At 68.4% G+C, this 13,054-nt stretch carries 12 protein-coding genes and 1 riboswitch; of the genes, 2 read left to right on the plus strand and 10 right to left on the minus strand.

The annotated features are described in order from the left end of the window. Nucleotides 1–9: 9 nt before the first annotated feature. The 7 genes from B0920_RS14065 to thiC are packed head-to-tail and all read right to left on the minus strand — an operon-like array spanning nucleotide 10 to nucleotide 5,621. A complete protein-coding gene (locus tag B0920_RS14065) occupies nucleotides 10–531 on the minus strand; it encodes a GNAT family N-acetyltransferase (RefSeq protein ID WP_143745731.1) in 522 nt (173 codons plus the stop codon). A 38-nt stretch (nucleotides 532–569) separates the two neighbouring features. Next, nucleotides 570–1,274 (minus strand): ion channel, encoded by a 705-nt coding sequence (locus tag B0920_RS14070; protein WP_229455495.1) that lies wholly within the window; start codon nucleotides 1,272–1,274, stop codon nucleotides 570–572. A gap of 48 nt (nucleotides 1,275–1,322) precedes the next feature. Next, on the minus strand, nucleotides 1,323–1,934 hold the full coding sequence (gene thiE / locus B0920_RS14075) for a thiamine phosphate synthase (RefSeq protein WP_078033100.1): 612 nt from the start codon (nucleotides 1,932–1,934) through the stop codon (nucleotides 1,323–1,325). 11 nt (nucleotides 1,935–1,945) lie between these two features. Beyond that, nucleotides 1,946–2,689 (minus strand): hydroxymethylpyrimidine/phosphomethylpyrimidine kinase, encoded by a 744-nt coding sequence (locus B0920_RS14080; RefSeq protein WP_078033101.1) that lies wholly within the window; start codon nucleotides 2,687–2,689, stop codon nucleotides 1,946–1,948. Beyond that, the gene (locus tag B0920_RS14085; RefSeq protein WP_078033102.1) at nucleotides 2,686–3,489 is read right to left on the minus strand and encodes a thiazole synthase; all 804 of its coding nucleotides are present in this window, start codon (nucleotides 3,487–3,489) and stop codon (nucleotides 2,686–2,688) included. The genes B0920_RS14080 and B0920_RS14085 overlap by 4 nt, the downstream gene beginning before the upstream one ends. Nucleotides 3,490–3,501: 12 nt before the next feature. Beyond that, nucleotides 3,502–3,705 carry a sulfur carrier protein ThiS gene (thiS, locus tag B0920_RS14090; protein WP_078033103.1) on the minus strand — a complete coding sequence of 68 codons (204 nt, stop codon included), beginning with the start codon at nucleotides 3,703–3,705 and terminating at the stop codon, nucleotides 3,502–3,504. A gap of 2 nt (nucleotides 3,706–3,707) precedes the next feature. Continuing rightward, nucleotides 3,708–5,621 (minus strand): phosphomethylpyrimidine synthase ThiC, encoded by a 1,914-nt coding sequence (gene thiC / locus B0920_RS14095; RefSeq protein ID WP_078033104.1) that lies wholly within the window; start codon nucleotides 5,619–5,621, stop codon nucleotides 3,708–3,710. Between the two features lie 73 nt (nucleotides 5,622–5,694). Next, nucleotides 5,695–5,801: riboswitch (TPP riboswitch) on the minus strand. 93 nt (nucleotides 5,802–5,894) lie between these two features. Between thiC and B0920_RS14100 the strand changes: the two genes are divergently transcribed. Continuing rightward, nucleotides 5,895–8,693, plus strand: a complete 2,799-nt coding sequence (locus tag B0920_RS14100) for a valine--tRNA ligase (protein ID WP_078033105.1) — start codon at nucleotides 5,895–5,897, stop codon at nucleotides 8,691–8,693. Nucleotides 8,694–8,914: 221 nt separating this feature from the next. Here B0920_RS14100 and B0920_RS14105 read toward each other — a convergent pair whose 3' ends face one another. After that, nucleotides 8,915–10,327 (minus strand): heavy metal sensor histidine kinase, encoded by a 1,413-nt coding sequence (locus tag B0920_RS14105; protein ID WP_078033106.1) that lies wholly within the window; start codon nucleotides 10,325–10,327, stop codon nucleotides 8,915–8,917. After that, nucleotides 10,324–10,995, minus strand: coding sequence for a heavy metal response regulator transcription factor (locus tag B0920_RS14110; RefSeq protein ID WP_078033107.1), 672 nt, complete (start codon nucleotides 10,993–10,995; stop codon nucleotides 10,324–10,326). The genes B0920_RS14105 and B0920_RS14110 overlap by 4 nt, the downstream gene beginning before the upstream one ends. A 153-nt stretch (nucleotides 10,996–11,148) precedes the next feature. On the opposite strand from B0920_RS14110, the gene B0920_RS14115 reads away from it, so the two are divergent. After that, nucleotides 11,149–11,913: an alpha/beta fold hydrolase gene (locus B0920_RS14115; RefSeq protein ID WP_078033108.1), complete on the plus strand. Its 765-nt coding sequence runs from the start codon at nucleotides 11,149–11,151 to the stop codon at nucleotides 11,911–11,913. A 51-nt stretch (nucleotides 11,914–11,964) separates the two neighbouring features. On the opposite strand, the gene B0920_RS14120 is transcribed toward B0920_RS14115, so the two are convergent. Continuing rightward, nucleotides 11,965–13,035, minus strand: a complete 1,071-nt coding sequence (locus B0920_RS14120; RefSeq protein WP_078033109.1) for an MBL fold metallo-hydrolase — start codon at nucleotides 13,033–13,035, stop codon at nucleotides 11,965–11,967. Nucleotides 13,036–13,054: the final 19 nt, after the last annotated feature.

The raw sequence follows: 13,054 nt of genomic DNA on the forward strand, positions 1-13,054 counted from the left end.
GTCCTTTTTTCATGGAGCCAGGTCGAGCACCATGGTCTGTTCGAGCAGCGCGCCGCCGGGCTGCATCGGCGCCCGCGCGCCGGTTTCGCGAAAGCCCGCCTTCGCGTACAGAGCGATCGCCGCCGTATTGCCGGTCTCCACGCCGAGGCGCAGGCTGCGCGCGCCGTAGCCGCGGGCCCAGGCGATGGCCGCGTCCAGCAGCGCGGCCGCCACGCCGCGCCCGCGCGCTTCCGGGGCGACCCACATCTGGAACAGGTTGACCACGGACGGATCCTCGCCATCTGCCTTGGCCCAGGCCAGCCCGGCCAGGACGCCGTCGAGTTCCGCCGCCAGCGGACAATCGAGGCCGGAGTCCTGGGCGCGCGCCAGCCGTCCCGCCCAGTGCTCGTCAGGCAAGGCCTGTTCCGAAGCCAGGCTGCTGCAGAAGGCGCTCGGCGAATCGGCCAGCGCGCGCAGGCGGATGGCGCGGTAGGCCGGCCACTCTGCGGCGTTGAAACGGCGGATGGCAGGCTTGGCGTGGGCTGTGTTCATGGTCGGGATCCCGAATGCTGAGGGATCCATTCTAGCGCCTAGTCCTGTTCCCAGCTGTCGTGGGAACGGCGGCCGCGGCGCGAGATCCGTCCCCGGGTGGTGAAGCCGATCAGGCGCGCCACGACGGAGGCCAGGTACATCAGCCCGACCAGCATCTCGACGCTGGCCAGGGCGCGCGCATGCACCGTGAGCGGAATCACGTCGCCGATGCCGGTGCTCGAGAGCAGCGCGAAGCTCAGGTAATTCAGTTCACTCCAGCTGCGCGGCGCATCGGCGTTCACGGCGGCGGCGAAGGTGCCGGGATGAAGTTCCTGCAGCAGGATGAAGAGGTGGGTGAAGCCCCAGGCGATCAGGGTAAAGGTGGCGGCCGCCGCGAACAGCTCGTCGGTGGTGGCGCGCTGGTCGGCCATCATGTAGGCGGTCAGGCTGAGCGCCGCATAGAAATAGAACAGCGCCTCCAGCCCCGAAGACCAGGGCAGCAGCTCGGCGCGCAGGTCGAACAGCGACTGCAGCACCAGCAGCACGATGATCGGCACCGCCAGCGTGATGCTGACCCGGGTCTCGCCCGGCGTGCGCCGCACCATGCGGATGGTGAAGGCCAGCACCACGATGCCGAAGGCATTGAAGACGACGTGCCCGGCCGGGGTCTCCTCGATGAAGGGATAGAGCAGCATCCCGGCCAGCTGCACCAGCAGCAGGAAGGCGGAAGGATGGCGGCGGGTGTGGATGAACAGGCGCAGCATACGCATGGCGTGCAGGAGAACGAGATGTCGATGGCGCCTATTGTAGGGTCAGAGCGGCCCGAACAGCGCGCCGAACTCGCGGGCCGCTTCCGCCGGGTCGGCGCCGTAGACGCTGGTGATGGCCGCCACCATGTCCGCGCCGCGCGCCACCAGCGGCGCGGCGTTCGCCGGCGTCATGCCGCCGATCACCACGATCGGCAGCGCGATGCGCGCGCGGGCGCGCTCGAGCAGCTCGGGCGGGGTGACGAAATCGTACTTCTTGACCGGCGAGGGGTAGAAGCCGCCGAAGGCGACGTAGCTGGCCCCGGCGTCCCGGGCCGCCAGCGCCAGCTCCAGCTGGCCGTAGCAGGAGGCGCCGACGATCTTGTCCTTGCCCAGCAGCGCGCGCGCCTGGGCCACGCCCGCATCGGTATGGCCGACGTGCACGCCGTCGGCGTCGAGGTCGCGGCACAGGTCGAGGTGGTCGTTGATGAGCAGCGGCCTTCCGAAGCGGCGGCACAGGGCCAGCAGGGCCGCCGCCTGCTCGGCGCGCAGCGCCGCACTGGCGTCCTTGTGGCGGTACTGCACCAGCGTCGCGCCGGCTTCCAGCGCGGCGGCGGTGGCCGCCAGCAGCTTGTCGGTGTCGTCCCAGTTGGGCGTGACCAGGTATAAACCACGCATGCGATGTCCTTTCAGTTGAGTTGCAGGAGGCGGCGCGGGATGCGCTGCCCCGGCGCGATGGCGTAGGCCTGGGCCAGCGCCTTGTAGGTGTAGGCCTGGGCGCGCGCCAGCGCGCTCTCCATGTCGTCGCCCACGGCCAGGCGCGCCGCGATGGCGGCCGCCAGGGTGCAGCCGCTGCCGTGGTAGGCGTTGGGCAAGCGCGGCCAGCCCCAGGCGCGCATGTCGGCGCCGCCGCGCATCCAGCGGTTGATCACCATGTTGCCGTCCGCATGCCCGCCGGTGACCAGCACGTGCTCGCAGGGCAGCTCGCCCAGCGCCGCCGCTTCGGGCAGGTTCGGCACCGCGATGGTCGCCAGTTCCAGGAGCGGGCGCAGGGCCTCGGCCGGATCGCCCTGCCCCAGCGCGTGGCCGTGGCCGCTGGCCAGCACCGGGTCCAGCACCACCGGCAGCCTGGGCGCGCGTTCGCGCAGGCGCCGCAGCACCGAGGCGATCGCCTCGGCGTTCGCGGCACTGCCCGGGATGCCGATCTTGACCGCGTCGATGGCGCAGGCGGCCAGCAGGGGCTCGGCCTGGCGCACGATGAAGTCCGGGTCCACCGGCGCCACCTCGAACACCCGGTTGTTGTCCTGGGCGGTGAGCGTGGTCGCCACCGGCAGCGCGTGCGCGCCCTGGGCGGCGACCGCCAGGATATCGGCGGCCAGGCCGGCCCCGCCGCCGGGGTCGAGCCCGGCGAACACCAGCACGGTCGGGCTCAATTGGTGATCTTTCCGTCCACCGGTGAGGAAGGCGAGGCCTCGAAGCGGCGCGGCATGCGCCCGGCCAGGAAGGCCTCGCGACCGGCGATCACGGCATGCTTCATGGCGCGCCCCATGCGCACCGGGTCGCCCGCCTTGGCGATCGCGGTGTTCATCAGGACGCCGTCGCAGCCCAGTTCCATGGCGATGGCGGCGTCCGAGGCCGTGCCCACGCCGGCGTCGACCAGCACCGGCACCGTGGCCTGCTCGATCACCAGGCGCAGGTTCCAGGGATTCAGGATGCCCATGCCGGAGCCGATCAGGGAAGCCAGCGGCATCACCGCCACGCAGCCGATCTCCTGCAGGATGCGCGCCTGGATCGGGTCGTCGCTGCAGTAGACCATGACGTCGAAGCCGTCCTTGACCAGGGTCTCGGCTGCCTTGATGGTTTCCGGCATGTGCGGGAACAGGGTCTTCTCGTCCCCCAGCACCTCGAGCTTGACCAGCTTGTGCCCGCCCAGCAGTTCGCGCGCCATCTGTAGGGTGTACACCGCGTCCTGCGCGTTGTAGCAGCCGGCCGTATTGGGCAGGATGGTGAATTCCGAGGGCGGCAGCACGTCCAGCAGGCTGGGCGCGTTCGGGTCCTGGCCGATGTTCACGCGGCGGATCGCCACGGTGACGATCTCGGCCCCCGCGGCCAGGGTCGCCTCGCGGGTCTGCTCCAGGTCGCGGTACTTGCCGCTGCCCACCAGCAGGCGCGAGCCGTACTGGCGGCCGGCGATGGTCAGCACGTCGTTCTTCAGTTCAGTCCTTGCATTCATTGTTCTCTCCTGTCAGCCGCCACCGATGGCGCGCACGATGTCCACCCGGTCCCGGGCCTGCAGCCGGCGGTCCAGCCAGCGCTGGCGCGGCACCACTTCGCGGTTCACGGCCAGCGCGATGCCGCTGCCGGCCAGTCCCAGTTCGCTGACCAGCTCCTGCAGCGAATGCCCTTCGGGCACCTCGCGCGCCTGGCCATTGAGCACGATCTCCGGCATGGTCACACCTCGCGGTAGAGCTGGGCGCCGCTGCGCACGAACTCGATCGCCTTTTCCTGCATGCCCTGCTTGAGCGCCGCCTCCTCGGCCACGCCCTTGCCGGCCGCGTACTCGCGCACTTCCTGGGTGATCTTCATCGAGCAGAAGTGCGGGCCGCACATCGAGCAGAAGTGAGCCACCTTGGCGGAATCCTTGGGCAGGGTCTCGTCGTGGAATTCGCGCGCCTTGTCCGGGTCCAGGCCCAGGTTGAACTGGTCTTCCCAGCGGAACTCGAAGCGCGCCTTGGACAGCGCGTTGTCGCGCAGCTGGGCCCCGGGGTGACCCTTGGCCAGGTCAGCCGCGTGGGCGGCGATCTTGTAGGTGATGATGCCGTCCTTGACGTCGTTCTTGTCGGGCAGGCCGAGGTGCTCCTTGGGGGTCACGTAGCACAGCATGGCGGTGCCGTACCAGCCGATGTTGGCCGCGCCGATGCCGGAGGTGATGTGGTCGTAGCCGGGCGCGATGTCGGTGGTGAGCGGCCCCAGGGTGTAGAACGGCGCCTCGGCGCACTGCTCGAGCTGGAGATCCATGTTCTCCTTGATCAGGTGCAGGGGCACGTGGCCGGGGCCCTCGATGATGGTCTGGACATCGTGCTTCCAGGCGAGCTGGGTCAGTTCGCCCAGGGTCTTGAGTTCGGCCAGCTGGGCCTCGTCGTTGGCGTCGTAGATCGAGCCGGGGCGCAGGCCGTCGCCCAGGCTGAAGGACACGTCGTAGGCCTTCATGATCTCGCAGATTTCCTCGAAGTGCGTGTAGAGGAAGGATTCCTTGTGGTGGGCCAGGCACCACTTGGCCATGATCGAGCCGCCGCGCGAGACGATGCCGGTCAGGCGTTTGGCCGTCATCGGCACGTAGGCCAGCCTGACCCCGGCGTGGATGGTGAAGTAGTCGACGCCCTGCTCCGCCTGCTCGATCAGGGTGTCGCGGTAGATCTCCCAGGTGAGGTCCTCGGCCTTGCCGTTGACCTTCTCCAGCGCCTGGTAGATCGGCACGGTGCCGATCGGGACCGGGCTGTTGCGGATGATCCATTCGCGGGTCTCGTGGATGTGCTTGCCGGTGGAGAGGTCCATCACGGTGTCGGCGCCCCAGCGGATGGCCCAGGTCATCTTTTCGACTTCCTCGCCGATCGAGGAAGTCACGGCCGAGTTGCCGATGTTGGCGTTGACCTTCACCAGGAAGTTGCGGCCGATGATCATGGGCTCGACTTCCGGGTGGTTGATGTTGGCCGGGATGATCGCTCGCCCGCGCGCCACTTCGCTGCGCACGAATTCCGGGGTGATCTCGTCCGGGATGCTGGCGCCGAAGGACTGGCCCGGATGCTGGCGGCCGAGCAGCTCGGCCATGCGCTGGCCCATCGGCCCGGAGGCGTGCAGGGAGGCGATGTATTCCTTGCGGCGCAGGTTCTCGCGCAGGGCCACGAATTCCATCTCGGGGGTGACGATGCCCTGGCGCGCATAGTGCATCTGGGTGACGTTGGCGCCGGCACGGGCGCGGCGCGGGGTGCGGCTCAGCGAGAAGCGCAGCGGCGCGAGAGCCTGGTCGCTCAGGCGCGCCTGGCCGTAGACCGAGCTCGGTCCGGCCAGTTCCTGGGTATCGCCGCGCTCCACGATCCAGGGCAGGCGCGGCGTGGACAGGCCGCTGCGGATGTCGATCGCGGCCGCCGGGTCGGTGTAGGGGCCAGACGTGTCGTAGACATAGAGCGGCGGATTGGGCTCGCCGCCGAAACTGGCCGGCGTGGGCGACTGGCTGATCTCGCGCATCGGCACGCGGATGTCGGGCCGGCTGCCTTCGATGTAGACCTTGCGGGAATTGGGTAGCGGCGCGACGGCGGCCTGGTCCACCTGGGCGGTGGCGGAATCGAACTTCAGCGGTGCGTTCATGTGGCTCCTTGTGCTTGCAGGAGCCAGCAAAGGAGTGTGCCAAGCGCGGCCGCACGGGCGCGTGCGCGCCCACCACCGTTCTCGACTGCTTCCCTTCGCTGGCATTATCCAGATCAGGTTCGGAGGGTATTTCTCACCCGCATGTCGCTTGCACGACACGCAGGACCCCTAGCGTGTGCGGTCCCCGGGATGTCCCGGGGGCCAGCGGGCCGGATTATACGCGCTTCTACTCTATAATGGACCTTTTCGCAAAAAATCTTACGCCACCACATCATGGAATTAGCCAAGTCTTTCGAGCCAGCGGACATTGAACAATACTGGCGCGCCGAGTGGGAAAAGCGCGGTTACTTCACCGCGACCATGGACGAGGGCAAGCCGTCGTTCAGCATCCAGCTGCCGCCGCCGAACGTGACCGGCACCCTGCACATGGGCCACGCGTTCAACCAGACCGTCATGGACGGCCTGACCCGCTATTACCGCATGCGCGGCTATAACACCGCATGGATCCCGGGCACCGACCACGCCGGCATCGCGACCCAGATCGTGGTCGAGCGCCAGCTCGACGCCCAGAAGATCTCGCGCCACGATCTCGGCCGCGAGGAATTCCTCAAGAAGGTCTGGGAGTGGAAGGAAAAGTCGGGCAACACGATCACCGGCCAGATGCGCCGCCTGGGCGCCTCGGCCGACTGGACCCGCGAATACTTCACGATGGACGAACCGCGCTCGCAGACCGTGGTGGAAGTCTTCGTGCGCCTGTACGAGCAGGGCCTGATCTACCGCGGCAAGCGCCTGGTCAACTGGGATCCGGTGCTGGGCACCGCCGTGTCCGACCTCGAAGTCGACTCGCAGGAGGAAGACGGCTCGATGTGGTACATCAAGTACCCGCTGGCCGACGGCTCGGGCCACCTGACCGTGGCCACCACCCGTCCCGAGACCATGCTGGGCGACGTCGCCGTGGCGGTGGACCCGACCGACGAGCGCTACACCCACCTGCACGGCAAGATGCTGACCCTGCCGCTGACCGGCCGCCAGATCCCGGTGATCGCCGACAGCTACGTCGACAAGGAATTCGGCACCGGCTGCGTGAAGATCACCCCGGCGCACGACTTCAACGACTACGCCGTGGGCCAGCGCGCCAAGCTCGAGCCGATCAACATCTTCACCCTCGACGCCAAGATCAACGAGAACGGCCCGGCCGCCTACCAGGGCCTGGACCGCTTCGCCGCGCGCAAGCAGATCGTCGCCGATCTCGAAGCGCAAGGCCTGCTGGAAGCGGTCAAGCCGCACAAGCTGATGGTGCCGCGCGGCGACCGCACCGGCGTCGTCATCGAGCCGATGCTGACCGACCAGTGGTTCGTCGCGATGAGCAAGCCGGCGCCTGAAGGCACCTTCAATCCGGGCAAGTCGATCACCGACGTGGCGCTGGAGAAGGTTGCCAACGGCGAGATCAAGTTCGTGCCGGAGAACTGGACCACCACCTACAACCAGTGGCTGGGCAACATCCAGGACTGGTGCATCTCGCGCCAGCTGTGGTGGGGCCACCGCATCCCGGCCTGGTACGACGACGCCGGCAACATCGTGGTCGCGCGCAACGACGAGGAAGCCAAGGCGAAGGCCGCGGCCCAGGGCATCACGGGCGAGCTGCGCCGCGACGACGACGTGCTCGACACCTGGTTCTCGTCGGCCCTGGTGCCCTTCTCGACCATGGGCTGGCCGGAGCAGACCAAGGACATGGAGCTGTTCCTGCCGTCCTCGGTGCTGGTGACCGGCTTCGACATCATCTTCTTCTGGGTGGCGCGCATGGTCATGATGACCGCCCACTTCACCGGCAAGGTTCCGTTCGAGACCGTGTACGTGCATGGCCTGGTGCGCGACTCGCAGGGCCAGAAGATGTCCAAGTCCAAGGGCAACACCCTGGACCCGATCGACCTGATCGACGGCATCGACCTCGAGTCCCTGGTCGCCAAGCGCACCTCGGGCCTGATGGATCCGCGCGCCGCCGAGAAGATCGCCAAGGCCACCCGCAAGGAATTCCCGGACGGGATCCCGGCCTTCGGCACGGACGCCGTGCGCTTCACCATGGCGAGCTATGCTTCGCTGGGCCGCAACATCAACTTCGATCTCGGCCGCTGCGAGGGCTACCGCAACTTCTGCAACAAGCTGTGGAACGCGACCCGCTTCGTGATGATGAACACGGAAGGGAAAGATTGCGGCAAGCCGGAGGCGGCCGACCTGTCCCAGGCCGACCGCTGGATCATCTCGCTGATGAACCGCGCCGAGCAGGACGTGGCCAAGGGCTTCGCCGACTACCGCTTCGACAACATCGCCAGCAGCATCTACAAGTTTGTCTGGGACGAGTACTGCGACTGGTACCTGGAAGTGGCCAAGGTCCAGGTCCAGCAGGGCACCGAGGCGCAGCAGCGCGCCACCCGCCACACCCTGCTGCGCGTGCTGGAAGTGATCCTGCGCCTGGCGCATCCGGTGATCCCCTTCGTGACCGAAGCCCTGTGGCAGAGCGTCGCGCCGCTGGCCGGCAAGTCAGGCGATTCGATCATGCTGCAGCCGTATCCGGAAGCCGACGCTTCGCTCATCGACGCGGGCGCGGAAGCCTGGATGGACCAGCTCAAGGCCCTGACCGACGCCACCCGCAACCTGCGCGGCGAGATGTCGCTGTCGCCTTCGGTGCGCGTGCCGCTGTTCCTGGAGCCGGGCAATGCCGAGGACCGCGCGCGCATGGCGGTGTTCGCTCCCTACATCCAGTCGCTGGGCAAGCTGCAGGAAGTGCAGATCGTCGACGCGCTGCCGGATTCGCCGGCGGCGGTGTCGATCGTCGGCACGACCAAGCTGATGCTCAAGGTCGAGATCGACGTCGCCGCCGAGCGCGAGCGCCTGTCGAAGGAGATCGCGCGCGTGCAGGGCGAGATCGCCAAGGCGAACGGCAAGCTGTCGAACGAAAGCTTCGTGGCGCGCGCGCCGGCGGCCGTGGTGGCGCAGGAGAAGGAACGCGTGGCGAACTTCTCGGCGACGCTGGCCAAGATGCAGGAGCAGCTGGCGAAGCTGCCTGTGGCTTGAGATTATCGCGTTAGCCAGACCGTCAGTCGCATGTTTTAGCACGTCATCCCCGCGCAGGCGGGGATCCAAGTTTGCATGCGTTTCGACGACGCAAACAGAACTTGGATCCCCGCCTTCGCGGGGATGACGTTTTTGGGCTGGCGATTTCAGAAACGATGTTGGGCTGCCAGTTGTCGTCGGCTAGCGGCTAGCGGCTAGCGGCTAGCTTAGGCAGCTCACTGCTAGCTGCCACCCTGCTTCGGAAACCGCAACACCACCACCGTCTCCTCCCCCGGCCTACTCCTCACCTCCGCCGTCCCCCCGTGCAGCCGCATGATCGCCCGCACGATCGCCAGCCCCAGCCCCGCCGAACTGCTTGCCGCCCGCGCCGGGTCTGCCCGGTAGTAACGGTCGAACACATGCTCCAGATGCTCCGCCGCGATCCCCTCCCCGCTGTTGGCGACGCTGAGCGCCACCCCATCCCCATCCGCCTCGGCCGCCACCCTGATCCACCCACCCTCGGGCGTATAGGCCACCGCATTCGACAGCAGGTTGTTCAGCGCCCGCCGCAGCAAAACGGGATCCGCCCGCAGCGCCAGCGGTCCGGACGACTCAAGGCTGAGGGTCACCCCCTTGTCCTCCGCCAGGATGCCGAAGTACTCACCCAGCCGGGCCAGCTCTTGCCCCGCGTCGAGTGCCTCGCAGCGCAGCGCCAGCTGGGCGTTGTCGGCGCGCGCCAGGAACAGCGTGTTCTCGATCATGGTCGAAAGCCGCTCGTAATCTTCCTGGATCGAAGCCAGCAAGGCCTGGTATTCCTCCACCGAGCGCGCCCGCGACAGCGCCACCTGGGTCTGCATCATCAGGGAGTTCACCGGCGTGCGCAGGTCGTGCGCCAGGTCGGCGGCGAAGCGCGACAGGCGGCCGACGCCATCCTCCAGGCGGTCGAGCATCCCGTTGAAGGCCCCGCACAGCTCGCGCAGCTCGGCCGGCACCTCGTCCAGCGCCAGCCGCGTTCCCAGCCGGTGCGCGCTGATGTCGTTGACCCGCGCCGTCACCCCGCGCAGCGGCCGCAGGCCGCGCCGCACGGCGACGAAGCCGAGCGCGGTGGCCAGCAGCACGCCGGCGAGAATGGCGCCCGCGAGGTCGACCGCGTAGCGCTTCAGGATCGCCAGCCGGTCGGAACGCATGCGGGTCAGGGTCACGTGCAGCACGTCTGCGCCGCTGGTGGCCGCCATGCTCAGCACGCGCCGCGCGCCGTCCGCATCCTCGACCTGGGCCACGTCGCCCAGGCCCAAGGGCCGCGCCAGAGGGACCGGCGCCAGGGCCGGCGGGCGCACGCTGGCCGGCCCGGTATGCAGCAGCACACGCCCGTCGGCGCGCGCGATGTGCAGCAGCAGGCCGTCCTGGCCGATCATGCGGGCCAGCACGGTCTGGACCTGCCCTCCCCCACCGGCGCGCGCGTCCTCGAGCGCCATCGCCGGCAACATCTGGCGGATCAAGGCCGCCTTGCTGAGCAGCTCGACCTCGTCGCGCTGGCCCATCTGCATGGCCAGAGTCTGGTACAGGTAGGCGCCGACGGCGACAAAAACCGCCACCGCGATCGCCGCGAACAGCAGCCCGAGGCGCAGCGAGATCGCCAGCGGCGCGCGCATCATGCGCGCAGCTCCAGGGTGTAGCCCATGCCGCGCACGGTGTGGATCAGCTTGCGCGCATGCGGCTCGTCGACCTTGGCGCGCAGGCGCTTGATCACCACGTCGACCACGTTGGTGTCGGAATCGAAGTTCATGTCCCACACCTGGGACGAGATCAGGGAACGCGACAGCACCTCGCCCTGGCGCCGCGCCAGCAGCTCCAGCAAGGCGTATTCCTTGGGCGTGAGGTCGATGCGCACGCCGGCGCGGGTGACACGGTGGCGCAGGATGTCGATCTCGAGGTCGGCTACCTGGATGCGTTCGGGCTCGCGCACCGGCCCGCGCCGCAGCAGGGTGCGGATGCGCGCCAGCAGCTCGGAAAAGGCGAAGGGCTTGACCAGGTAGTCGTCGGCCCCGAGCTCCAGGCCATGCACGCGGTCCGCCACCTCGTCGCGCGCGGTCAGGAACAGCACCGGGGTCTGCTTGCGCTCGCGCAGGCCGCGCAGCACGCTCCAGCCATCCATCCCAGGCAGCATCACGTCCAGCACCACCAGGTCGTAGTCGTGCTCCAGCGCCAGGTGCAGGCCGTCGACGCCGCTGCGCGCCAGGTCGGTCACGAAGCCCGACTCGCGCAGGCCCCGGTTCAGGTAGTCGCCCGTCTTGGGCTCGTCTTCGACAATCAAGATCCGCATGATTCCTCCTGCCGAGATTGTGCGCCAATTCGGCGGCGGATTGGATGACGTTTTGGACCGGGTTTTGTCATCGAATTGTCATCTTGGCGTCATGCGCGCGACAGCGGCGGGCGCCTAGACTGGCCCCACGTTCAACACATAGTGAATCCCCTCATGAAAAAGCTTGCCATTCCCCTGCTGGTCCTGTCGCTGGGCGCCGCCCTCGGTCCGGTCGCCCACGCCGAACCGATCCGCAACGTGGTGCTGGTGCACGGCGCCTATGCCGACGGTTCCTGCTGGACCGACGTGATCGAGCGCCTGCAGCGCGCCGGCATGCACGTCACCGCCGTGCAGAATCCCCTCAGCTCCCTGGCCGACGACGTCGAGGCCACGCGCCGCATCCTGGCCCTGCAGGACGGCCCCACCATCCTGGTCGCCCATTCCTGGGGCGGCGCGGTGATCAGCGAAGCGGGGACCGATCCGAAAGTGGCAGGGCTGGTGTACGTGGCGGCGCGCGCGCCTGATGCCGGCGAAGACTTCGCCGCGCTGGCCAAGCGCTTCCCGACGCCGCCCGCGAGCGCGGGACTGGTGAGAAGCGGCGGCTTCGCCCAACTGGGCGAGCAGGCCTTCCTGCGCGACTTCGCCGGCGACCTTCCGGTGGCGCGCGCCAAGGCCTTGTACGCGGTCCAGGGCCGGGTTGCAGAGGGCCTGTTCAGCGCGCGCACCACCCAGGCCGCGTGGAAGGTGAAGCCGACCTGGTACCAGGTCTCGCGCGACGACCGCACCATCAACCCCGACCTGCAGCGCTTCCTGGCCCAGCGCATGAAGGCGCACACGGTGGAGCTGCCGTCGAGCCACCTGTCGATGATCTCGCATCCGGACGCGATCGCCGACCTGATCCTGCAGGCGGCCAACACCGCGCCGGCGGAGGCCCGCTGAGCCGCTAGCGGGACCGCAAGCGGGAACGCTAGCGGGAACGCAATGCGGAACTCAGTCGGCGCCGCGCCACCAAGCCCGGCCGGCGTGCGGCCGGCGCAGGTCGAGCGCCTCGCCCATCTCGGGCGTCGTCAGCGCCACGCCGCGCCCGGCGGCCAGCTCGGAGATGCGCTCCAGCGGTTCCTGCCAGCGGTGCATCGCCAGGTCGAAGGTGCCGTTATGGACCGGCAGCAGCCAGCGGGCGTCGAGGTCGAGGAAGGCTTGGAGGGTTTCCTCGGGCTGCATGTGCACGTCCGGCCACATCTTGTCGTAGGCCCCGGTCTCGACCATCGCCAGGTCGAAGGGGCCGTACTTGGCGCCGATCTCCTTGAAGCCCTTGAAGTAGCCGGTGTCGCCGCTGAAGAACAGGCGCAGGTCCTCGTGCAGGATCACCCAGGACGCCCACAGCGTGCTGTCGCGGTCGCGCAGCGAGCGGCCCGAGAAGTGCTGGGCCGGCGTCGCCACGAAGCGCACGCCCTCGATCTCCGTGCCCTGCCACCAGTCGAACTGGCGCACCTTGGCGCGCTCCACGCCCCAGTCGACCAGGCGCTCGCCCACGCCCAGCGGAGTGAGGAAGTGCTCGGTCTTGGCCGCCAGCGCCATGATGGCGGCATGGTCGAGATGGTCGTAATGGTCATGTGAGAGGATCACCGCCTTGATCGGCGGCAGCGCGTCGATGGCGATCGGCGGCGCGTGGAAGCGCGCCGGCCCGGCCCACTGCACCGGCGAGGCACGCTCGGAGAACACCGGGTCGGTCAGGTAGAAGGCGCCGCCCAGCTTGATCAGCATGGTCGAGTGCCCGAGGCGGTAGAGGGTATTGTCGGGCGCCGCCAGCAGCTCGGCCTGGGTCAGCTGGCGCACTGGCACCGTCCCGGTCGGCACCGTGCCGGCCGGCTTGTCGAACATGGCCTTCCACCACAACCGGGCCATCTCGCCCAGGCTGTACTCGCGCAGCGCCTTGGCGTTGCGGAATTTTCCGTCCTGGAACTGGGGTGAATCGTAGGCCGGCGTGGCCGCCGAGGCATAGCTGCAATAGGCCATGATGCTGAGTATCCCTATGAAGATGGTGGCGAAGACGAGGCGCATGCTGGTGTCGGTCCGTTAA

It is taken from the genome of Massilia sp. KIM (genome assembly GCF_002007115.1).
Classification (GTDB): Bacteria; Pseudomonadota; Gammaproteobacteria; order Burkholderiales; family Burkholderiaceae_D; genus Telluria.

Bases quoted from the DNA above. Each gene is read 5' to 3' on its own strand.
- B0920_RS14065 (WP_143745731.1), bottom strand. From the start codon at position 531: ATGAACACAGCCCACGCCAAGCCTGCCATCCGCCGTTTCAACGCCGCA.
- B0920_RS14070 (WP_229455495.1), bottom strand. From the start codon at position 1,274: ATGCTGCGCCTGTTCATCCACACCCGCCGCCATCCTTCCGCCTTCCTG.
- thiE (WP_078033100.1), bottom strand. From the start codon at position 1,934: ATGCGTGGTTTATACCTGGTCACGCCCAACTGGGACGACACCGACAAG.
- B0920_RS14085 (WP_078033102.1), bottom strand. From the start codon at position 3,489: ATGAATGCAAGGACTGAACTGAAGAACGACGTGCTGACCATCGCCGGC.
- thiS (WP_078033103.1), bottom strand. From the start codon at position 3,705: ATGCCGGAGATCGTGCTCAATGGCCAGGCGCGCGAGGTGCCCGAAGGG.
- thiC (WP_078033104.1), bottom strand. From the start codon at position 5,621: ATGAACGCACCGCTGAAGTTCGATTCCGCCACCGCCCAGGTGGACCAG.
- B0920_RS14100 (WP_078033105.1), top strand. From the start codon at position 5,895: ATGGAATTAGCCAAGTCTTTCGAGCCAGCGGACATTGAACAATACTGG.
- B0920_RS14105 (WP_078033106.1), bottom strand. From the start codon at position 10,327: ATGATGCGCGCGCCGCTGGCGATCTCGCTGCGCCTCGGGCTGCTGTTC.
- B0920_RS14110 (WP_078033107.1), bottom strand. From the start codon at position 10,995: ATGCGGATCTTGATTGTCGAAGACGAGCCCAAGACGGGCGACTACCTG.
- B0920_RS14115 (WP_078033108.1), top strand. From the start codon at position 11,149: ATGAAAAAGCTTGCCATTCCCCTGCTGGTCCTGTCGCTGGGCGCCGCC.
- B0920_RS14120 (WP_078033109.1), bottom strand. From the start codon at position 13,035: ATGCGCCTCGTCTTCGCCACCATCTTCATAGGGATACTCAGCATCATG.